Here is a 19,787-nt window from a genome sequence, read left to right as displayed (position 1 = left end):
AAGCGCTTCTCCCGGGTAAGACCCGGCAATGCGAGTACTTGGCGTCAACGCCCTCTTCCACGACCCGGCCGCCGCGCTGGTGGTCGACGGCGCGGTGGTCGCCGCCGCCGAGGAGGAACGCTTCTCGCGGCGCAAGCACGGCAAGCGTCCCGTGCCCTTCGCGGCCTGGGAGCTGCCCGAGCAGTCGATGCGGTGGTGCCTCGACCAGGCCGGCCTGGGGCCCGCCGACCTCGACGCGGTCGCGTACTCCTTCGACCCGGCCCTGGCCAAGCCGGCCGCCGACATGGGGCTGCACGACCCGTGGGACCACATCCGGCTCATGTATGCCGAGGCTGCACCCGGCTTTCTCGCCGAGGCGCTGCCCGGGCTGCACCGCGAGCAGGTGCGGTTCGTACCGCACCACGTGGCACACGCCGCCTCGGCGGCGCTGGCCGCTCCCCTGCCCGGCGACGGACGTCCCTGCAGCGTCCTCGTGCTCGACGGGCGCGGCGAGCAGGCCTCGCACCTGGCAGGCCGGTACGAGCACGGTCGCCTGGAGGTCCTCGCCCAGCAGCAGCTCCCCCACTCGCTGGGGCTGCTCTACGAGTCGCTGACCGAGCACCTGGGTTTCCTGCGCTCCAGCGACGAGTACAAGGTCATGGCGCTCGCGTCGTACGGCCGGCCGCGCCACCTCGAGCGGCTGCGCGACCTCGTCCGCACCACACCCGACGGCGGGTTCGAGGCCCCCGTCCCGGACTGGGAGGAGATGGCGCCGCGTCGCGCCGGGGGCGAGACGGACTGGCCGGAGGAGTATGCCGACCTGGCCTGCTCGGTGCAGGCGCGCCTCGAGGAGGTCCTCGTCGAGCTGGCCCGGTGGCTGCACGACCGCACGGGTGACACCGCCCTGGCCATGGCCGGCGGCATCGCCCTGAACTGCGTGGCGAACAGCCGCATCTGGCGCGAGACGCCCTTCCAGCAGGTCTGGGTGCAGCCGGCCGCGGGCGACGCCGGGACGGCCCTCGGCGCCGCCCTGCAGGTCGCCGCCGACGACGGTACCCTCGCCACGCCCATGCACACCGCCGCCCTCGGGCGCGGTTTCTCCCACGAGGACCTCGCCGCGGAGCTGCGACGTGCCGCCCTGCCCTTCACGACGCCTGCCGACCTCGCCGGCGAGGTCGCCGACGTGCTGGCCGCCAACGGCGTCGTGGCGTGGTTCGACGGACGCAGCGAGTACGGCCCGCGCGCGCTGGGCCACCGCTCGCTCATGGCCCACCCCGGCTTCGCCACGAACCTCGAGCGGCTCAACGACGTCAAGGGCCGCGAGCAGTTCCGGCCGGTCGCGCCCATGGTGCTCGCCGAGCGCGCGAGCGAGCTCTTCGACCAGGGGCCGGTCCCCAGTCCGTACATGCTCTTCGTCCACCGCGTCGCGGAGCAGTGGCGGGACCGGATTCCTGCCGTCGTCCACGTCGACGGCACGGCCCGCATCCAGACCGTCGACGACGACACCACGCCGCACGTCGCCGCCCTGCTGCGCGCCTTCGAGCAGCGCACGGGCCTGCCCGTCGTCGTGAACACGAGCCTCAACACCGCCGGCCGCCCCATGGTCGACACCCCGCGCGAGGCGCTGGAGCTCTTCGGCTCCGCCCCCGTCGACGCCCTCGTGCTCGGCCCGCACCTCGTGCGGCGCACCGGCCTGGCCACCGGGAACACCCGGTGACGCACGCACACCGGGCTCTCCCGGCATACGCCGTCGTCGTCCCGACCGTCGGCCGACAGAGCCTGCACACGCTGCTCGAGTCGCTCGCAGCCCAGGAGGGTCCGGCACCCGCCGAGGTCGTCGTGGTGGACGACCGGCGCACTGCCCCCGGCGCGGACGACGTGAGCGACCTGTCGGCCGTCGTGCCCGCGGGGCTGGCGGGGGTGCGGGTCCTGCGGGGCTTCGGCCGCGGGCCGGCAGCCGCGCGCAACCTCGGCTGGCGCGTGGTGGAGGCGCCCTGGGTGGCGTTCCTCGACGACGACGTCGAGCTGCCGCTCGACTGGAGCACCCGGCTCGCCGCCGACCTCGGTGAGGCCGAGCCGGACGTCGGCGCCGTCCAGGGACGGCTGCGGGTGCCGCTGCCGCCTGACCGCAAGCCCACGGACTGGGAACGCTCGACCGCCGGCCTGCAGGACGCCCGGTGGGCGACGGCCGACATGGCGTACCGCCGCGAGGCGCTGCTCGGGGTGCACGGCTTCGACGAGCGCTTCCCGCGCGCGTACCGCGAGGACGCCGACCTGGCCCTGCGCGTGCGCGGGGCAGGGTGGCGGCTCACCACCGGGTCTCGTCTGGTCACCCACGCGGTCCGTGCCGAGGACCCCCGTGTGAGCGTCCGGGTCCAGCGCGGCAACGCCGACGACGCCCTCATGCGGCGGCTGCACGGTCCCGGCTGGCGGCACGCCGCCGAGGCCGGTCGCGGACGTCTTCCCTGGCACGTCGCGACCGTCGCAGCGGCGGCCACCGCCGCCGCCGCGGGAACGGTCGCCGTGGCGGGCCGAGGACGCCCGGCGGGTGGCCGAGCCGGTGCGCTCGCCGCGGGTGCGGCGGCCAGCACGGTCGCCCTGTGGGCCGACTTCGCCTGGCGCCGGATCGCGCCGGGACCGAGGACCCGGGCCGAGGTGTCGACGATGCTCTGGACGAGCGCCGTGATCCCCTTCGCCGCCGTGCGCCACCGCGTGGGCGGCTGGTGGCGGCACCGCGGCGCCGCGCCGTGGCCCCCAGCGGCGCGCGCCGTCCTCTTCGACCGGGACGGCACCCTCGTCCACGACGTCCCGTACAACGGCGACCCCGATCGCGTCGAGCCCGTCGCCAGCGCCACGTATGCCGTGCGCACGCTGCGCCGGCACGGCATACGCATCGGAGTGGTCACCAACCAGTCCGGGGTGGCGCGCGGGCTGCTGCGGCCCGAGGACGTGGCGGCCGTGAACCGGCGGGTCGACCGGCTGCTGGGCCCGTTCGACACCTGGCAGGTGTGCCCGCACGGCCCGGACGAGCAGTGCGCCTGTCGCAAGCCCGCGCCGGGGATGGTGCAGGCGGCGGCCGGCCGCCTCGGCGTGCGCCCCGAGGAGTGCGTGGTCATCGGCGACATCGGCAGCGACGTCCTCGCAGCCCGCGCGGCCGGGGCCCGGTCGGTCCTGGTCCCCACGGGCGCCACACGACCGGAGGAGGTCCGTGACGCGCCCGAGGTGGCGACCGACCTGCGGGAGGCGGTCGACCGGCTCCTGGGGGTGGACCGTGCCTGAGCGCGCGCCCCGTGTCCTGGCCGTCCGGCTGGACGGACTCGGCGACGTCCTGCTCACGGGCCCGGCCCTGCGCCAGGTCGCAGCCCGTGCGTCACGCCTCGACCTGCTCGTCTCCCCCGCAGGCTCCCCGGCCGCCCAGCTCCTGCCCGGCGTCGACGAGGTGCTCGTCGTGGACGCCCCCTGGTGCGGCTACACCCCGGCCGCGGTCGTCCCCGGCGTGCTGGACAGGCTGCTGCACGAGCTGCGCAGCCGCCACTACGACGAGGCGCTGGTGTTCACGTCGTACCACCAGAGCCCGCTGCCGATGGCGTTGCTGCTCAAGTGGGCCGGCGTCGCCAGGGTGTCGGGGACCAGTGACGCGTACCCGGGTTCGCTGCTGGACGTCCGGCACCGCCGCGTGGCGGGCGGCGACGACCCGGGCACCGGCGGCGGCCACGAGGTCGAGGCGGCCCGCGCGCTGGCCACGGCGGCGGGCTTTCCGCCGGCCCCGGGCGAGGACGACCGGCTGCGCATCCGGCCCGTCCCGGTGCACGCCGCGTCCCGCCCCTACGTCGTGGTCCACCCCTCCGCCTCGGTGCCGAGCCGGAGCCCGCTGCCCACCCTGGCGGGTGAGGTGGTCGTGGCGCTGCGGGGGGCCGGGTGGGACGTCGTCGTCACGGGCCCGCCGGCCGACGCCGGTTCCGCGATCGCAGGCTCGTTCGCCGACACGGACCTCGCCGGGCAGACCACGTTCCCGGGGCTGGCGGGTGTGCTGGCCGGCGCCGCGTGCGTCGTGGCCCCCAACACCGGACCGGCACACCTCGCCGCCGCCGTGGGAACCCCCGTCGTCAGCCTCTTCTCCCCCGTCGTGCCCGCCGACCGATGGGCACCGTGGGGCGTCCCCACCGTCGTCCTGGGCGACCAGCAGGCGGCCTGCCGCGGCACCCGCGCGCGGCAGTGCCCGGTGGCCGGGCACCCCTGCCTGGGTGGCATCCGGCCCCAGGACGTGGTCGATGCGGTCGAGAGCCTCGTCGGCCCTCCGCCCGGCGAGCGGCAGCCCCTGCCCGCACATCGCAGCGAGGAGGCCCGCGCGTGAACATCCTCCTCTGGCACGTGCACGGGTCGTGGACGACGTCGTTCGTCTCGGGTCGGCACCAGTACCTGCTCCCGGTGCTTCCCGACCGTGGACCCGACGGTCGCGGCCGGGCCCAGACCTGGGACTGGCCGGCCGGTGCGCGCGAGGTCGCGCCCGAAGGGCTCCGCGACGCGGACATCGACGTGGTCGTCCTCCAGCGGCCCCACGAGGCCGACCTGGTCGAGGAGTGGACGGGCCTGCGGCCGGGCCGCGACGTCCCCGTCGTGTACCTCGAGCACAACGCGCCGACCGGGCACGCCGTCTCCACGCGGCACCCCTCCCTGGAGGACGAGCGGCTGCTCGGGAGCACCGTCGTGCACGTGACCCACTTCAACGCCCTGTGCTGGGACAACGGCGCGCAGCCCGTGCGGGTCGTCGAGCACGGCATACCCGACCCCGGCCACCGCTGGACCGGCGAGGACGCAAGCCTTGCGGTCGTGGTCAACGAGCCCGTCCGGCGCACCCGGGTCGCAGGTACCGACCTCGTGCTGGATCTCGCTGCGGACCTGCCGCTGCACGCCTACGGCATGGGCACCGACGAGCTCGGGACGACGGCGCGGGAACGTGGGTTGCGCGGCCTGTCCCCCGAGACCTGCCACGACGTCAGCCAGACCGAGCTGCACGAACAGCTGGGGCGCCACCGGGTCTACCTGCACCCCTACCGCTGGACGAGCCTCGGGCTCTCGCTGGTCGAGGCCATGACGCTGGGTATGCCGGTGCTCGCCCTGTCGACCACCGAGGCCCCGGAGGCCGTGCCCCCGGGGACGGGAGTCGTCACCAACGACCCCAGCCTCCTGCGCCAGGTCGCCCGGCGCTGGTTGGACGACCCGGACGAGGCCGACCGGGTCGGCACTGCGGCACGCGAGCACGCCCTGAGACGTTTCGGCCTGGACCGTTTCCTCGCCGACTGGGACTCCCTTCTGGAGGAGGCAACCGCATGAGGATCGACATGGTGTCCGAGCACGCGAGCCCGCTCGCAGCCCTCGGTGAGGCCGACGCAGGTGGCCAGAACGTGCACGTGGCAGCCCTCGCCCGGACCCTCGGGAGCCTGGGTCACGAAATCCGCGTCTACACCCGCCGCGACGACCCGGACCTCCCGGAGCGGGTGCCGTTCGCACCCGGGGTGACGGTCGTCCACGTGCCGGCGGGTCCGGCCAGACCCCTGCCCAAGGACGAGCTGCTGCCGCACATGGACGAGCTGGGTCGGTGGCTGGGGCAGGACTGGCGCCTCCACGAACGCCCCGACGTCGTGCACGCGCACTTCTGGATGTCCGGACTGGCGGCCCTGACCGCCTCCCGCGGCAGCTCGGTGCCGGTCGTGCAGACGTTCCACGCGCTGGGCACGGTGAAGCGCCGCCACCAGGGAGCGGCCGACACCAGCCCGCCGGAGCGGGTGGGGCTCGAGACCCGGGTGGCTCGGGAGTCGGACCTCGTCGTGGCGACGTGCCGCGACGAGGTGGCCGAGCTGGGGGCGATGGGCATCGATGGGTTTGGGGTGGTGGTCGTCCCGTGCGGCGTCGACACCCGCCGGTTCACCCCCGCCGGGCCACGCGCTGCGGCCGCCCGGCCCCGCCTCCTGCTCGTCGGGCGGATGGTGCCGCGCAAGGGTTTCGATGACGCAGTGAGGGCGCTTGCCCACCTCCCCGGGGTCGAGCTCGTGGTGGCGGGCGGCCCGCCCCGGGACCGCCTCGACCAGGACCCCGAGGCCGAGCGCCTGCGCGCCGTGGCCCGGGACGCCGGCGTGGCGGACCGGCTGCTGCTCTGGGGCCAGGTGGAGCACGACGCCATGCCGGCGGTCTACCGGTCGGCGGACGTGGTGCTGGCCGTGCCCTGGTACGAGCCGTTCGGGATCACCCCGCTCGAGGCCGCCGCCAGTGGACGACCCTTGGTGGGCGCCGCCGTCGGCGGCCTGCTCGACTCCGTCGAGGACGGGGTCACGGGCGTGCTCGTGCCACCTCGCGACCCGAGCGCCATCGCCCGCGCTGTGAGTGAGCTGCTGGAGGATCCGGACCGGGCCGGCGAGATGGGCCGGGCCGCACGCCGACGGGCGGTCGAGCGCTTCGACTGGTCCACGGTGGCCGCCCAGACGCTCACGGCATACGAGCGGGTGGTGGCGACGAAGCACGCGACGTCGGCCCCCGCACCCGGACGGGTGTCCGCGGGCTGCGAGTGGCTCGAGACGCACGTGCGTGAGGTGGGCCGGGCGATGGACTCGCTGTGCGCCCAGGGCGACGTGGTGCGCCGGTGGGGTGAGGACCTCGCGACGGCGCTGTCGGCGGGGTCCCGGGTGCTGGTCGCCGGCAACGGCGGCAGCGCGGCGGAGGCCCAGCACCTCACCGCCGAGCTCGTCGGACGGTTCCGGGAGGACCGGCGCCCCTTCTCGGCGCTCGCCCTCACCGCGGAGACGTCCTCGTTGACGGCCATCCTCAACGACTACGGCCCCGACGAGGTGTTCGCCCGTCAGGTCGAGGCGCACGGGCGCCCCGGGGACGTGCTCATCCTCCTCTCGACCAGTGGGTCCAGCAGCAACGTCCTGCACGCCGCCAAGCGCGCCCGCGACCTCGGGGTGCTCGTGTGGGGCCTGACCGGGCCGGCGCCCAACCCCCTCGCCGCGCTCTGCGACGCCGTGGTGGCCGTGGACGCGCCGTCGACCGCCGCGGTGCAGGAGGCCCACCTCATGGCGGTGCACGGGTTGTGCGCGGTGTTCGACGAGGCGCTGTCGCGACCCGCCGCGGAGGCGCCGGCGGCAGCGCAGCCGAGCACACTGCTATCGGCCGGCGCGGCGGTGCGCCGGTGAGCCGCCGCCCCCACCTGGTCGTCGTCGGAGACGTCGTCCTCGACAGGGACCTCGACGGCTCCGCCACCCGGCTGGCCCCGGACGCGCCGGTGCCGGTGGTGGACGTCGAGCAGGAGCGGGTGGGTCCGGGCGGTGCGGGCCTGGCAGCGCTGATGTGCCTCGACGAGGGCGCCCAGGTCACCGTCGTGGCTCCGTGGTCGGACGACCCTGCCGGTCGCCTGTGGCGCCGGGCCCTCGAAGCCGCCGGCGCCGAGGTCGTCCCCCTCCCAGCCGCAGGGACGACCCGTGAGAAGACCCGGGTGATGGCCGGCGGCCAGGTCGTGGTGCGCTACGACCGCGGAGGCCCGGCCCACCCGCTCGCCGGGCTGCCCGACGGCGTCGCAGACCTGATCGAGGGCGCGGACGTGGTCCTGGTCGCCTGCTACGGCCGCGGGACCAGCGACCACGAGCTGCTGCGACCGTTGCTGGCTGCGCGCGCCCGGCACCGGCCGATCGTGTGGGACCCCCATCCCTCGGGTCCCGCACCGGTTCCGGGGGCGACGCTGGTCACGCCCAACGTGGCAGAGGCGCGTCGCTCGTGCGGCGCGGCGGACAGCGTCCCGGGCGACGAGCTCGCCGCTCGGCTCGTGCGCGACTGGGACGCCGCCGGGGTCGCCGTCACCGACGGATCCCAAGGGGCCTGGTTCGCGTCCGGCTCGGGTGAGCCGCTGCACGTCCCGGCCGGGCACGTCGAGGGCGACTCGTGCGGTGCGGGTGACCGGTTCGCGGCCGCGGCCGCCGTCGCTCTGGGTCGCGGGCGGACCGCCGGGGAGGCGGTGACCGGCGCGGTCGCGGCGGCCACCCGCTTCGTCGCCGAGGGTGGGGCGGGCGGCTACCGCCGGCGCACAGCCGCAGACGCGGACCCGACCACGAGGGCGGGCGCCGACGGAGGCACGGCCCCTGCCGGCACCTCCGCATCCACCGACCGCACCACCAGGGCATCTGCTGGCCGCACCCCCCGCGCAGACGCCGCCGGAGAGATCGCCACCCAGATCCGCGAGTCGGGCGGCACCCTCGTCGCGGCAGGCGGCTGCTTCGACGGCCTGCACGCGGGCCACGTCCAGTACCTCGAGGCGGCGCGCGGGCTGGGCGACGGCCTCGTGGTCCTGCTCAACGGCGACGCCTCGGTGCGTCGCCTGAAGGGCCCGGACCGGCCGGTGCACCCGCAGGAGGACCGGGTGCGCCTGCTGAGCGGCCTCGCCTGCGTCGACGCCGTCGTCGTCTTCGACGAGGACACCCCCGACGAGGCCCTGGGCCGGCTCCGGCCCGACGTGTGGGCCAAGGGCGGGGACTACGAGGGCACCGACCTCCCGGAAGCACCGCTGGTGCGCAGCTGGGGCGGCCGGGTGGTCCTCCTCCCCTACCTGTCCGGCCGCTCGACCACCGCGCTGCTGCAGCGTCTGCGCTGACCACCACCGACCCGAACCGAACCGACCAGAGAGGTGTCCCCATGGACGCACAGAACCTGTTCCCCGACAGCGGCAGCACCGACACGGCCTCCGGGTCGGGCGGGCCCGGGACGGTCGTCGTCACCGGCGGTGCGAGCGGACTCGGCGCAGCAGTCGTCGACGCCGTGCTGGCAGCCGGCGGCCACCCGGCCGTGCTCGACCTCGCGGCCCCGCGGGTCGACGTCCCGCACGTCACCGTGGACCTGTCCGACGGTGCCGCGACCGAAGCCGCACTCGAGGAGCTCCTCGAGCTCGCCGGACCGCCCGACGCGGTCGTGACCGCAGCGGGCGTCGACGCCTGCGGACCCCTGGAGCAGGTGTCGCGCAAGGACTGGGAGCGCGTCATCGCCGTGAACCTGCTGGGCACGGCCGCGGTGGTCAGGGCCTGCCTGCCGCACCTGCTCGAGCGCCACGGCCGGATCGTGACGGTGGGCTCGACGCTGGGCCTCAAGGCGGTCGGCGACGCCACGGCATACTGCGCCTCGAAGTTCGGGGTCGTCGGGTTCACCCGCGCGCTGGCCACCGAGCTTGCCGGGAAGGTGGGCGTCACCCTGCTCATCCCCGGCGGCATGCGCACGGCGTTCTTCGACGGTCGCACCGAGCAGTACAAGCCGGGCCCCGACGCCCAGCTCAACGACCCGGCGGACGTGGCCCGGGCGGTGCTAGTCGCGCTGTCCCAACCGGCAGGCTGCGAGCTGCGCGAGCTCGTCGTCGCCCCGTCGATGGAGCCCTCCTGGCCGTGACGCGTGTGCTGGTGCTGCGGGCCCTCGGTCTCGGCGACCTGCTCACCGGCGTGCCGGTCCTGCGGGGCCTGCGCCGACGGCATCCCGACGCGCACCTGGTGCTCGCCGCGCCGGCTCGGCTCGGGCCCTGGTTCACCGACCTCGGCCTCGTCGACGAGGTCCTGCCCTCTTCCGGCCTGGCGCCCCTGACGTGGGCCGGTCCACCCCCCGACCTGGCTGTCGACCTGCACGGGCGGGGCCCCGAGAGCCACCGCCTCCTGGAGGCGCTCGGACCGCGCCGGCTGCTCGGCTTCGCCTGCCCGGAGGCCGACCACGTCGACGGACCGCCGTGGCTGCCGGACGAGCACGAGGTCGACCGGTGGGTGCGGCTGGCCGCCTGGGGCGGTGTCCCCTGCTCCGTCGAGGACCTGCGGCTGCCGTCGGACGGAGCGCGCCGCGACCACGTCGTCGTGCACCCCGGCGCCGCGGCCGGGTCGCGGCGCTGGCCCGCGGAACGCTGGGCGGAAGTGGCCGCAGCGCTTGCGGAGGACGGCCATCCCGTCGTGGTGACCGGTTCGCCGGCGGAAGCGGCCCTGTGTGCCCGTGTGGCCGCCCACGCCGGCGTGGAGGACTGCAGCGGTGTGGACGACCTCCCCGGGCTCTTCCGCCGGGTGGCCACCGCCGCGCTGGTGCTGAGCGGAGACACCGGTCCCGCCCACTTGGCGACGGCTTCTGCGACACCGTCGGTCGTCCTCTGCGGCCCCGTCGACCCGGCCCACTGGGGCCCGCGCATCGACGGCCACCTGCACCGGGTGCTGTGGCACCCGCGTCCGGGCGACCCTGCCGGTGATCCGCACGCCGACGACCTGGATCCCCGCCTCGCTCGCACCACCGTGCCGGAGGTCCTGGAGGCCGCCCGGACCCTGCTGGCGGCGCGGCCGGTCGGGACGTCCGGCTGACGCGAGCGGTCCAGCCGGGAGCGACGGTCAGACCGCCTCGCGCGCCGCCCCGTCCTGCGCCTCCTGCGCCCGGAACCAGTCCACCGTGAGCGCCAGCCCCTCCTGCCACGGGACGCGCGGCTCCCAGCCGAGCAGGGTGCGGGCGCGCGTCGTGTCCGGGCGTCGGACGTGGGGGTCGTCGACGGGCCGTTCGACGTGCACGACCGTCGAGCCCGACCCGGTGGCGGCGATGACGTCCCGAGCGATGTCCAGCACCGTCATCTCGTCGGGGTTGCCGAGGTTGACGGGCCCGGGCTCGTCGGTGGCGGCGAAGGCCAGGATGCCGCGCACGAGGTCGCCCACGAAGCAGACCGAGCGCGTCTGGAGCCCGTCCCCCGCCACGGTCAAGGGCTCGTCGGCGAGCGCCTGGCGGATGAAGGTGGGGATCGCCCGGCCGTCGTGGGGCCGCATGCGGGGGCCGTAGGTGTTGAAGATCCGCACGATGCCGGCGTCCACCCCCTCCGCCGTCCGGTATGCCGTGGCGAGGGCCTCCCCGAACCTCTTGCCCTCGTCGTAGACGCCTCGCGGGCCGATGGGGTTGACGTGCCCCCAGTAGTCCTCGGGCTGCGGGTGCACCTGCGGGTCGCCGTACACCTCGGACGTGGAGGCCAGCACGAACCGGGCGTCCTTCTCCTTGGCCAGTCCGAGGGCGTGCCAGGTGCCGAGCGAGCCCACCTTGAGCGTCTCCAGCGGCAGCTTGAGGTAGTCGACCGGTGAGGCCGGCGACGCGAAGTGCAGCACGACGTCCACGGGTCCGGGCACGTGCACGAAGTCCGTCACGTCGCAGCGCACCAGCCGGAACCGTGGCGTGCCCAGCAGGTGCGAGACGTTCGTCGCCGAGCCGGTGCAGAAGTCGTCGAGGGCGATGACGTGCGCCCCCGCCCGCAGCAACGTCTCGCACAGGTGGCTGCCCAGGAACCCGGCGCCGCCGGTGACGACGACGCGCCTGCCCTGCCAGTCCCCGACGGAGTCGGTGGTCATGGTGTGCTCCTCTCGCGCGGCCTCCCGGCCCGTACCCGTTCCCGTCGTGCTCATGCGCCGGGTCACCAGCGAGCTGCCCACGAGCTGCCCACGAGCCGTCCCTCGACGGACGCGAACCGCAGCGACCGGGAGGCGGGACCGGGAGGCCGGCCCCGGCATACGCGATGGCACGCAGCACCCCCGCGTGGGCGCACCGCGTCCGGGGTACTGACAGGAGATGCCGACACCACCGCCTCCCTCGCCTGCTGTGACCGTGGTCATGGCCACCCGCAACCGTCGCGCCGACACCCTCAGTGCGCTCGCGCACCTGCGCGCGATGGAGCCACCGAGCCCGCTGGTCGTGGTGGACAACGCCTCGTGCGACGGCACGGAGGACGCGGTGCGCCGCAGCTTCCCGGGCGTCGACGTCGTGCGGCTCGCGGAGAACGCCGGTGCCTGCGCGAGGAACGTCGGGGCAGGCCGCGCGGGGACGCCGTACGTCGCGTTCAGCGACGACGACTCCTGGTGGGCCGACGGCGCGCTGGCGCGGGCGGCGGCCGTGCTCGACGCCCACCCCCGCGTGGCCGTGGTCATGGCACGGCTCCTCGTCGGGCCGGACGAGGCCCTCGACCCCACCTGCGCCGAGATGGCCCGTGCACCGCTCGGGACGATCACGGGCACGCCGTACCCGCGCATCGTCGGTTTCGTCGCGTGCGGTGCCGTGGTGCGCGGGACGGCGTTCCTGGATGCGGGGGGCTTCGACCCGGTCGTGCGCTTCCCGGGTGAGGAGCAGCTCCTCGCCCTAGACCTCATGGCGTCCGGGTGGGAGCTGGCCTACGTCGACGACGTCGTCGCACACCACCACCCGCAGGAGCGCGCGGACCGCGCCGATCGGAGCTCGGACATCCTGCGCTCGCAGCTGCTCACGTCCTGGCTCCGCGACCCCTGGTGGATGTGCGCACGCACGACCGGGCGAGCGGCCGTCCTCTCGCTGCGCTCCGGCCGACACCGGCGCGCGCTGGGCCAGGCGCTGGCGCGGGCGTGGCGCGTACCCTCACGCCGGCGGGTCGCGCCCAGCGGTGTGCGAGGCGACGTCGCCCGCGCCTCTGGCTGAGGCACGTGCACGGTGCCGTACGCCGGTCCCCGCAGCCACGACACGGCCCGTGGCCATGCGTCGGCACCCCACCCGCGACAGCTATCGTCTGGGACGTGGCCGGACCGGTGATTGCGCTGCGCACAAACGGGTACCGGCATGGCATGTCTCGTGGCGCCACAGGAAGCCGGGTGGGTTCGACCGGCCGGAAAGTCGTCCGGTGCGCCGTGACAAGGGCGTCGTCGTGAACCCGAAGCACGTGGCTGCCCTCCTGCGCACGTTGGCGACCGAGCTCTCCAACCACCACGCGGACCTGGGTATGCCGCGGAGGCTGTGTCTCGCGGCCGCCGCGCTGAGCCGGGCCCCGGGAGTCGCCCTGACGGTGGCCTACGCGAGCGCCGAACGAATCACCCTCTGCGCCACCGACGACGTTGCCGCCCGGCTCGAGGACCTCCAGGACGTCCTCTCGCAGGGGCCCGGGAGACTGGCCTTCACTGACGGCGTCCATGTCCGCGCCCTGCTCGACCACGTGGAGGACCCCCGGTGGCCCGAGCTCTCCGGCGCGGTCCGGGACGAGCTCGGACCGGTCCTGGTCGAGGCGTTCCCCATGCGGTCGGGCGGTGAGGTGGTGGGTGTGCTCACCTACCACCTCGAGCCCGGTGCGGCCCTCGCGCTCGACACGGCCGACGGCCAGCTCGTCGCGGACCTCGTCGGCGGCGCCGCGGTGGAGCACGACCCGGCCGACGAGCTCCAGATTGTGGGGGGCACCGGCCCGTGGGCCGATCGCTCCGCGATCCACCAGGCAACCGGCATGGTCATGGCGCAGCTGCGACTCGGAGCCGGCGACGCGGCCACCCTGTTGAAGGCCCACGCCTTCGCCAGCGGCGAGCCACTGGCCACGACGGCCCACCGCGTTCTCGACCGCACGCTCGACTTCCGCACCACCGACAGCAGCGAAGGAAGCTCCCCATGACCGGTAGCTCCATGACCGAGGCCCTGACACGCGCGACCTCCGCCCTCGTGGGCGCCCACGACACCACTGACCTCCTCGCCGCGCTCCTCCTCGACGCCGTACAGGCCCTGGGCGGTGCCGCTGGTGGCCTGGTGCTCACCGACGAGGCCGACGGGCTGGAGCTGCTGGCCGCCACCTCGCACGGGGCGGGTGAGGTGGAGCTCTACCAGATCCAGCACCGGGGTGGACCCTGCCACGAGGCTGCGCGCGACGGTGCCGTCGTCTCGTGCAGATCGGCGGCGGACATCACGAGCCGCTGGGGCGACGTGGGCGAGGCGATCGTCGGTGCCGGGTTCACGGCGGTGCACGCCTTCCCGGTGACCTGGGGAGGCGAGCCGTACGGCGCGCTGAACGTGTTCCACGCCGCCACGCCACAGGGCGACGAGGCGGAGCTGGTGCCGGCCGGCCGGGCCTTCGCCGACGTGGCGAGCCTCGTCATCGTGGCACCACAGGACGTCGACGGGGTCGAGCTGGGGCGCCGCAAGCGTCTCGCCCTCGCTGGTCGCACCGCAGTCGAGCAGGCCAAGGGCGTCATCGCCTTCCGGGAGGACGTGCCGACCGACGAGGCGTACGTCCGGCTGGTGGAGCTGGCGAGCGCCGCAGGGGTGACGCTGACCGGCATGGCTCGACGCGTGCTGCAGGCGGCGGTCGACGGCGTCCCCTACGCCTGACGGCGTCGGCACTCGGCGCGGAGCCGCGGTCTACGGCGTTCGGCGCGCAGCCCCGGGGCGCAGGTCCTGGCGGGCGCCGCGGGGCACCGTCACGACCCGGTCGCCGAACCCGGCCACCTCGGCTGCGCGCAGGAAGTCCGACAGCGGCGAGGTGAACACGTCGAAGTCGTCGTAGTGCACCGGCAGCACGAGGTCTGGCTGGAGGCGACGGACGGCCTCGACCCCCTGCTCGGCGTCCATGGTCACGAGGATCCCGAGCACCCTAGTGCCGCCGAGGTGCAGCACGCCGACGTCCAGCTGCGGGTACCGGCGGGCGATCTCGTCCAGGCCGTCGAAGACGAGGGTGTCGCCGCTGACGTAGACCCGGGGTGCCTCGTCGTCACCGACGACCTCGAGCACGCTGCCCATCACGTCCGGCAGGACGAGGTCGACCAGCCCGGGGCCGTGCCGACCGGGGCAGGAGGTGATGCGCAGCTCGACGCCGTTCTTGGGGACCGTCACCGTGTCCCACGTCTCCAGCCCGGTGACTTGCCGGAACCCCAGGGACTCCAGCTCCTTCCTGGCCTGGGGCGTGGTCACCACGGGGAGGTCCTTGTCCAGGCGCTCCTGCGCGACCTGGTCGAAGTGGTCGCCGTGGAAGTGCGAGAGCAGCACCAGGTCGACCGGTGGGAGCTCGTCGATCTCCATCGCCGGGTCGGTGAGGCGCTTGCTGCTGAGGCCGGGACCGAGGTCCACCGACTCGTGCCGGTGCACGAAGGTCGGGTCCGTGAGGATCGTGAACGGCCCGAGCCGGATCAGGGTGGTGGCGTTGCCGATGAAGAGCAGAGACCCCGCCCCGTCGGCGACGGTGTCCGCCGCCAACGGGTGGGGCGCGATGGTGGTGTCGTCAGGCATCGTGATCGACGGCCTCAGACGCCCTGGACGCGGGTGTCCGCCGGTCGGCGGGTGAGCGCCAGTCCCAGCGCGATCATGCCCAGGCCAAGGAGGAAGTGCAGCCAGTTGTCGGCGGTGTTGAGCGGCACGAAGTTGGCTGCCGACTCCTTGTCGATGAACAGGCCGTAGAGCCACAGGACGAGGTAGATGACGCCGCCCCCGACGAGGAAGCGGCGGGCGCTCGTCACGGCCCGCGCCATCGCCAGGCCGGCGATCCCGAAGAGGAGGTGGACGATGTTGTGCAGGACGGACACCTGGAAGACGCCGAGCAACATGGCCTCGGAGTCGTGGCTGGCGAAGGACATCTGGTCGTAGTTCGTGGTGATGCCGGGGATGAAGCCCAGGATGCCCACGAGCAGGAACGCTGCGCCCACCACCTGCGCGGCGCGCTGGACGTGGGTCCTCTCGGCTTCGTCGACACCCGTGACGTTGGTCGCGCGGCTGGTCATGCGGTCCTCCTTGGCTCAAGCCCGGCGCGTTCGCGCCCGGCTGTGCCTCCCCTACCCGGCCGCAGGCCGCCCATTCCCCCACCGCAGCCCGGATCGTGGCGCCGCCCTCGTTTCCGCGCACGGTGGTCCGGGTACGTCCCGGGGTCGGAGACGACACACAGCCCACGAGAGGCAGGACGATGACGGAACCGATGACAGAGGGCACCCGCCCTACGCCCCATGAGGAGCCGGTCGGCAGGCCCGTGGGCGACGAGATCGGCCCCCGGCACGGTGGCCCCCAGGAGGTCCGCGCCGTCGTCGCCGCCCAGCACCGGCACCTGCGCGACCTGGTCGAGGCGGTCCGGGACGCCCATCCGGCCCGAGGCGAGGCACTCAGCGCACTGCTCCGCTACGTCGCCGCGCACGAGGTGGTCGAGCAGAACAGCCTCCACCCCGTCCTCGGCCGAGGCAGCACCGAGGACGGGGAGGTGGGGGCTCGTGTGTCCGAGGAACGCGAGGCCACGGACGCCATGGAGCGGCTGGAGCGGCTCGACCCGGGGGGCACGGCGTTCGAGCGCGGTTTCGACGCCTGGGCGGAGGCGCTGCTCGCGCACGCCGAGGCCGAGGAACGGGACGAGCTGGGGACGCGGCTCGAGGAGCTGGACGAGGCGGAGACCAGCATGGTGCTGCGCCTGCTGGACCAGGTGGACTCGATTGCCGCCTCGGACGCCATGACCGAGCGCGCGGCAGGCGATGGCGGCTTCGCGGCGCTCGTCGACGCGGCCCGGCTCGAGGTCAGCCGCCGCCTCGACTGACCTCGAGCCCCACCGCACAGAGGTCCCGGGCTACTCCGGGTTCTCGCTGCCCCCCGGCGTCTCGCCGTGTCCGGGCATGCTCGGGACGCGGTCGTGCGGCGTCGACTGGTCGCTCCAGCGCAGCACGGCGGCGACGTCGTCGCGGACGTGCGGGTCGTCGTCCTCGACCAGCAGGACTCTCGCGTCCTGCCCCACGACGGCCCACGCGAGGGCCGCGTCGGCCCGCACCTCCACCGGCTTGGACTGGCCCGCGGCGACGGCGTCCTCGCGCGTGGTGCCGAGGCCGAGCGGCACGGCGCCCGACCAGAGGATGATGGCCGACGACGGTTCGTCCCGCAGCACCAGCTGCTCCACCTGCCCGCGGCGCAGCGCGTCGACGGCCGCGTCCAGACCCTCGACGGCGCGCTGCTGGCGGCTGAGCTCCTGTGCCAGCTCGCCCAGCACCTCCTGGCGACGCCTGGCGCGCGCCTCGTCCAGGGCCTGCACCACGGCCTCGTGCTCCGCGTCCTCGGACGTGCCCTCCGCCCTGCCGCCGGAGTCGATCCGCACGAGCACCTCCGACGCCGCGTGCCCGACCCGGGATCGCAGCTCGCCCCAGGCACGCTCGTCCCCCGCGACCACCACGACGTCGGGGGCGTGGCGGCGCACGACGGAGTCGATCTCGCGGGCCACGGCCTCGGCGTTGCGCTCCCAGGAGTCCTCGACCCGGGCCTCGTACCGTCGCTGGGACCAGCCTCCTCCCGGGACCTTGTGCAAGACCTCGTGGCCGCCCTCGACGACCTCGGTCCGGGCACCGGTGCCGAGCCCGCCCACCACGTCGATGTCGGCGCCCGAGCGGTCGAGGCGGACGACGGCATACGGGACGAAGCGAGCCGCGGCGCGCAGCAGCTGCATGAGGTGCGGAACTGGTCCGTATGCCGCCTCCTCTCGAGCGGGGCGCCCGGGCAGGAGCCGGTCGACGACCAGGCCGTCCGGCCCGGCCACAAGGACCCTCGTCACCTCGCCGCCCTCGCCCGTGGGGGCGACGGCCTGCGCGGCCACGATCTCGACGACCTCGTCGGGCGCGCCGTTCTCGCGCAGCTCGCGCTCGAGCACCGCCCAGCGCTGCTCGACGTCACCGCCAGAGGCACGGTCGACCGCGGTGGCGTCGAGGGTGACACTGGCAAAGGGGCCGGCCGCCTTGCCGAGCTCGGCGAGGTCCGCCAGATCGGAGAGCCTCATGAGCGCACCTCGCTCGTCTTGGGACGGGTCGGGGCCGCACAGGCCACCCCGAGGTCGAGGGGGCGACCAGGCCGGGCCGGCCTGGACTGGTTGCAGATGTGGGCTGTCATGGCCGACCCGTACCCAGCCCTCAGCCGGCCATTCCTTGTCAGCGCACGACTCAGCGCGAGGACCGTGTGCGTGCCGGGGGGACAGCCTTGCCGTCGTGGGCGGGCCGGAGGTTTGACCGGCCCCCGCCGGGGTACTCGCAAGGCCACGGCGCGCACCGTTCTGCGCCGTCCACCAGTGCGACATCCACCACACAGAGAGGATCCGGCGATGAGCGAAACCCAGTCGTCGACCACCCAGGCCGCGCGCGACGTCGGCGGCCAGGGCAAGGAGGCCGCGAAGGACGTCGCCTCGACCGCCACGGACCAGGCCACGCAGGTCGCGCGGGAGGCCCGCGACCAGGCTCGGAACCTGCTGTCCCAGTCCAGGAGCGAGCTCACCGACCAGGCGAGCCAGCAACAGTCACGGATCTCCCAGTCCCTCAGAGGGATCGCCGACGAGCTGCACTCCATGGCCGACAACTCGGAGCAGGACGGCATGGCCACCGGCCTCGTTCGCGAGGCCGCCGGCCACGCGCACAACGCCTCGCGCTGGCTCGAGGACCGCGACCCGGCCAGCGTGCTCGAGGAGGTCCGCGGCTTCGCCCGCCGCCGCCCCGGCACGTTCCTCGCGGCTGCCGCCATCCTCGGCGTCGTCGGCGGTCGGCTCACCCGGGCGACCGTTGACGAGAAGCGCGACGACTCGTCCGGCGGCGCGTCGAACGGCTACTCCCCCACCCACTCCACCGCGGGCTTCGGCGCCCCGGCGGCCACCGGCGCGGTCGGGACGGGAGACGGCTTCCCGACGGCCGGTGTCGAGACGACGGGGACGACCGCGAGCCCGGCCACCACGCCCCTGGAGACCCCGGGCTACGGCACCGCCGCCGAGGAGGACATCACGGCCGGTGGCCCGCTCGGTGACCCCGCGTCCGAGGTCGGCAGCACGCTGCCGCCCGAGCCCGTGCGCGGACCGGTCGGCGCGCCGCGCGACAACGAGGTGCTCCCGTGACCGAGCAGCAGTCGACCCGCGAGGAGTCGCTGCGCTCGCTCGGTGCGCTCGTCTCCGACATCAGCCAGGACCTCTCGACGCTGGTGCGGCAGGAGGTCGCCCTCGCCAAGGCCGAGGCCAAGGAGAGCGCGACCCGCGCCGGCAAGGGCGCGGGCATGCTCGCCGGCGCCGGCGTGGCGGGCCAGCTCGCCCTCGTGTTCCTGTCCGTCGCCGTCTGGTGGGGGCTCGGGAACGCCATCGGCCGCGGCTGGTCCGGCCTGGTGGTCGCCGTCATCTGGGCGGTCATCGCCGCGGTACTGGCCGCCGTGGGCCGTGGACAGCTCAAGCAGGCCCCCGGACTGCCCCGCACGACGGACACGGTCAAGGACATCCCCGACGCCCTGAAAGGACACCAGACGCCATGACGCAGCCCTATGAGACCACCCACACCTACGAGACGAGCACGACCACCGTGCCGTCCACGACGTCGACCGACGACCCGGACGCGATCCGCCGGGAGATCGACCGCACCCGCGGTCGCCTCGCCGCCGACGTGGACACGCTCGGCAACTCGGTCAGCCCCTCCCAGGTGGCCCACCGCACCGTCGGGCGTGCCAAGGGCCGCGTGGCGTCCCTCAAGGACAGCGTCATGGGCACTGCCCACGACGTCGCCGGCGGCGCCAAGGACATGGGCAGCAGTGGCGCCGACACCGCGCAGCACGCGGTGCAGGCCACCACCGAGGTCCCCCACCGCGCTGCGCAGCGCGCCCGCGGCAACCCGCTCGCGGCCGGCGCCGTGGCCCTCGGCATCGGCTGGATCGTCGGCTCGCTCCTGCCGGCGAGCGAGAAGGAGCAGGAGCTCGCACGCAACGCCCGCGAGCAGGCGCAGCCGCTCGTCGAGGAGGCCAAGTCGGTGGCCCAGGAGGCCGGCCAGAACCTCAAGGAGCCGGCTGCGCAGGCGGCCGGTGCCGTCAAGGACCAGGCCCAGTCCGGCGTCGAGGAGGTCCGCCAGGAGGGCGCCGACAAGGCCCAGCAGGTCAAGGAGACCGCCCAGGACGCCGCGGGCAGCGCGTCCTCGGGCTCCTCGGGCTCCTCGGACACCTCGGGCACGTACGGGTCCTCCGGCACGTACGGGTCCACCTACGAGTCGCCGACGGGCTCCACCGGCTCGACCGGCTCCTCGGGCGGGAGCGTCGGCTCCTGA

Annotated in this window: 19 protein-coding genes and 1 pseudogene; 16 read left to right on the top strand and 4 right to left on the bottom strand. The window is 74.8% G+C overall.

Translation table 11 applies throughout. The annotated features are described in order from the left end of the window. The first annotated feature begins 28 nt into the window (after positions 1 to 28). The 9 genes and pseudogenes from RKE38_RS16920 (at position 29) to RKE38_RS16885 (ending at position 10,337) form a co-directional block, all read left to right on the top strand. Positions 29 to 1,696 (top strand): carbamoyltransferase, encoded by a 1,668-nt coding sequence (locus RKE38_RS16920; protein ID WP_316008638.1) that lies wholly within the window; start codon positions 29 to 31, stop codon positions 1,694 to 1,696. Further along, on the top strand, positions 1,693 to 3,258 hold the full coding sequence (locus tag RKE38_RS16915; protein WP_316008637.1) for an HAD-IIIA family hydrolase: 1,566 nt from the start codon (positions 1,693 to 1,695) through the stop codon (positions 3,256 to 3,258). Before RKE38_RS16920 ends, RKE38_RS16915 begins: the two co-directional genes overlap by 4 nt. After that, positions 3,251 to 4,333 carry a glycosyltransferase family 9 protein gene (locus tag RKE38_RS16910; protein ID WP_316008636.1) on the top strand — a complete coding sequence of 361 codons (1,083 nt, stop codon included), beginning with the start codon at positions 3,251 to 3,253 and terminating at the stop codon, positions 4,331 to 4,333. Before RKE38_RS16915 ends, RKE38_RS16910 begins: the two co-directional genes overlap by 8 nt. After that, complete coding sequence (locus RKE38_RS16905; RefSeq protein WP_316008635.1) at positions 4,330 to 5,313, top strand: glycosyltransferase family 4 protein; 984 nt, start codon at positions 4,330 to 4,332, stop codon at positions 5,311 to 5,313. The genes RKE38_RS16910 and RKE38_RS16905 overlap by 4 nt, the downstream gene beginning before the upstream one ends. Next, a pseudogene (locus RKE38_RS19595) lies at positions 5,310 to 6,488 on the top strand (glycosyltransferase); the annotation flags it as partial. The gene RKE38_RS16905 and the pseudogene RKE38_RS19595, both read left to right, overlap by 4 nt. 90 nt (positions 6,489 to 6,578) lie before the next feature. Then, a complete protein-coding gene (locus RKE38_RS19590) occupies positions 6,579 to 7,169 on the top strand; it encodes an SIS domain-containing protein (protein WP_410055479.1) in 591 nt (196 codons plus the stop codon). After that, a complete protein-coding gene (locus RKE38_RS16895) occupies positions 7,166 to 8,617 on the top strand; it encodes a PfkB family carbohydrate kinase (RefSeq protein WP_316008633.1) in 1,452 nt (483 codons plus the stop codon). The genes RKE38_RS19590 and RKE38_RS16895 overlap by 4 nt, the downstream gene beginning before the upstream one ends. Before the next feature lie 41 nt (positions 8,618 to 8,658). After that, entirely contained in the window at positions 8,659 to 9,399 is a 741-nt protein-coding gene (locus RKE38_RS16890; RefSeq protein ID WP_316008632.1) for an SDR family oxidoreductase, read from the top strand. Further along, complete coding sequence (locus RKE38_RS16885; protein ID WP_316008631.1) at positions 9,396 to 10,337, top strand: glycosyltransferase family 9 protein; 942 nt, start codon at positions 9,396 to 9,398, stop codon at positions 10,335 to 10,337. Before RKE38_RS16890 ends, RKE38_RS16885 begins: the two co-directional genes overlap by 4 nt. A 27-nt stretch (positions 10,338 to 10,364) precedes the next feature. Here the strand turns inward: RKE38_RS16885 and RKE38_RS16880 are convergent, their stop codons facing one another. Beyond that, on the bottom strand, positions 10,365 to 11,357 hold the full coding sequence (locus tag RKE38_RS16880; protein ID WP_316008630.1) for a UDP-glucuronic acid decarboxylase family protein: 993 nt from the start codon (positions 11,355 to 11,357) through the stop codon (positions 10,365 to 10,367). A 217-nt stretch (positions 11,358 to 11,574) separates the two neighbouring features. Between RKE38_RS16880 and RKE38_RS16875 the strand changes: the two genes are divergently transcribed. The 3 genes from RKE38_RS16875 (at position 11,575) to RKE38_RS16865 (ending at position 14,112) form a co-directional block, all read left to right on the top strand. Beyond that, the gene (locus tag RKE38_RS16875; RefSeq protein WP_316008629.1) at positions 11,575 to 12,450 is read left to right on the top strand and encodes a glycosyltransferase family 2 protein; all 876 of its coding nucleotides are present in this window, start codon (positions 11,575 to 11,577) and stop codon (positions 12,448 to 12,450) included. A 199-nt stretch (positions 12,451 to 12,649) separates the two neighbouring features. Further along, positions 12,650 to 13,402, top strand: coding sequence for an ANTAR domain-containing protein (locus tag RKE38_RS16870; protein ID WP_316008628.1), 753 nt, complete (start codon positions 12,650 to 12,652; stop codon positions 13,400 to 13,402). Continuing rightward, positions 13,399 to 14,112, top strand: a complete 714-nt coding sequence (locus RKE38_RS16865) for a GAF and ANTAR domain-containing protein (RefSeq protein WP_316008627.1) — start codon at positions 13,399 to 13,401, stop codon at positions 14,110 to 14,112. Before RKE38_RS16870 ends, RKE38_RS16865 begins: the two co-directional genes overlap by 4 nt. Positions 14,113 to 14,142: 30 nt before the next feature. Here RKE38_RS16865 and RKE38_RS16860 read toward each other — a convergent pair whose 3' ends face one another. Both RKE38_RS16860 and RKE38_RS16855 read right to left on the bottom strand, forming a co-directional pair. Beyond that, positions 14,143 to 15,006, bottom strand: a complete 864-nt coding sequence (locus tag RKE38_RS16860; RefSeq protein WP_316008626.1) for an MBL fold metallo-hydrolase — start codon at positions 15,004 to 15,006, stop codon at positions 14,143 to 14,145. Between the two features lie 14 nt (positions 15,007 to 15,020). After that, a complete protein-coding gene (locus tag RKE38_RS16855) occupies positions 15,021 to 15,494 on the bottom strand; it encodes a DUF4383 domain-containing protein (RefSeq protein WP_316008625.1) in 474 nt (157 codons plus the stop codon). A 191-nt stretch (positions 15,495 to 15,685) separates the two neighbouring features. Here RKE38_RS16855 and RKE38_RS16850 point away from each other — a divergent pair, with 191 nt between their 5' ends. Further along, positions 15,686 to 16,288, top strand: coding sequence for a hemerythrin domain-containing protein (locus tag RKE38_RS16850; RefSeq protein WP_316008624.1), 603 nt, complete (start codon positions 15,686 to 15,688; stop codon positions 16,286 to 16,288). A 30-nt stretch (positions 16,289 to 16,318) separates the two neighbouring features. Here RKE38_RS16850 and RKE38_RS16845 read toward each other — a convergent pair whose 3' ends face one another. After that, positions 16,319 to 17,509, bottom strand: coding sequence for a Vms1/Ankzf1 family peptidyl-tRNA hydrolase (locus RKE38_RS16845; protein ID WP_316008623.1), 1,191 nt, complete (start codon positions 17,507 to 17,509; stop codon positions 16,319 to 16,321). A gap of 318 nt (positions 17,510 to 17,827) precedes the next feature. Between RKE38_RS16845 and RKE38_RS16840 the strand changes: the two genes are divergently transcribed. The 3 genes from RKE38_RS16840 to RKE38_RS16830 are packed head-to-tail and all read left to right on the top strand — an operon-like array spanning position 17,828 to position 19,787. Beyond that, on the top strand, positions 17,828 to 18,604 hold the full coding sequence (locus RKE38_RS16840) for a hypothetical protein (RefSeq protein ID WP_316008622.1): 777 nt from the start codon (positions 17,828 to 17,830) through the stop codon (positions 18,602 to 18,604). Next, positions 18,601 to 19,008 (top strand): phage holin family protein, encoded by a 408-nt coding sequence (locus tag RKE38_RS16835; RefSeq protein WP_316008621.1) that lies wholly within the window; start codon positions 18,601 to 18,603, stop codon positions 19,006 to 19,008. Before RKE38_RS16840 ends, RKE38_RS16835 begins: the two co-directional genes overlap by 4 nt. Continuing rightward, positions 19,005 to 19,787, top strand: coding sequence for a DUF3618 domain-containing protein (locus RKE38_RS16830; protein WP_316008620.1), 783 nt, complete (start codon positions 19,005 to 19,007; stop codon positions 19,785 to 19,787). The genes RKE38_RS16835 and RKE38_RS16830 overlap by 4 nt, the downstream gene beginning before the upstream one ends.

Source organism: Phycicoccus sp. M110.8 (assembly GCF_032464895.1).
In the GTDB taxonomy this organism is placed as follows: domain Bacteria; phylum Actinomycetota; class Actinomycetes; order Actinomycetales; family Dermatophilaceae; genus Pedococcus.
This window is presented reverse-complemented; position numbering and strand designations above follow the sequence as displayed.

Coding starts and splice junctions, on each gene's coding strand:
- RKE38_RS16920 (WP_316008638.1), top strand. CDS start 29: ATGCGAGTACTTGGCGTCAACGCCCTCTTCCACGACCCGGCCGCCGCG.
- RKE38_RS19590 (WP_410055479.1), top strand. CDS start 6,579: ATGGACTCGCTGTGCGCCCAGGGCGACGTGGTGCGCCGGTGGGGTGAG.
- RKE38_RS16890 (WP_316008632.1), top strand. CDS start 8,659: ATGGACGCACAGAACCTGTTCCCCGACAGCGGCAGCACCGACACGGCC.
- RKE38_RS16880 (WP_316008630.1), bottom strand. CDS start 11,357: ATGACCACCGACTCCGTCGGGGACTGGCAGGGCAGGCGCGTCGTCGTC.
- RKE38_RS16875 (WP_316008629.1), top strand. CDS start 11,575: ATGCCGACACCACCGCCTCCCTCGCCTGCTGTGACCGTGGTCATGGCC.
- RKE38_RS16865 (WP_316008627.1), top strand. CDS start 13,399: ATGACCGGTAGCTCCATGACCGAGGCCCTGACACGCGCGACCTCCGCC.
- RKE38_RS16860 (WP_316008626.1), bottom strand. CDS start 15,006: ATGCCTGACGACACCACCATCGCGCCCCACCCGTTGGCGGCGGACACC.
- RKE38_RS16855 (WP_316008625.1), bottom strand. CDS start 15,494: ATGACCAGCCGCGCGACCAACGTCACGGGTGTCGACGAAGCCGAGAGG.
- RKE38_RS16850 (WP_316008624.1), top strand. CDS start 15,686: ATGACAGAGGGCACCCGCCCTACGCCCCATGAGGAGCCGGTCGGCAGG.
- RKE38_RS16845 (WP_316008623.1), bottom strand. CDS start 17,509: ATGAGGCTCTCCGATCTGGCGGACCTCGCCGAGCTCGGCAAGGCGGCC.
- RKE38_RS16840 (WP_316008622.1), top strand. CDS start 17,828: ATGAGCGAAACCCAGTCGTCGACCACCCAGGCCGCGCGCGACGTCGGC.
- RKE38_RS16830 (WP_316008620.1), top strand. CDS start 19,005: ATGACGCAGCCCTATGAGACCACCCACACCTACGAGACGAGCACGACC.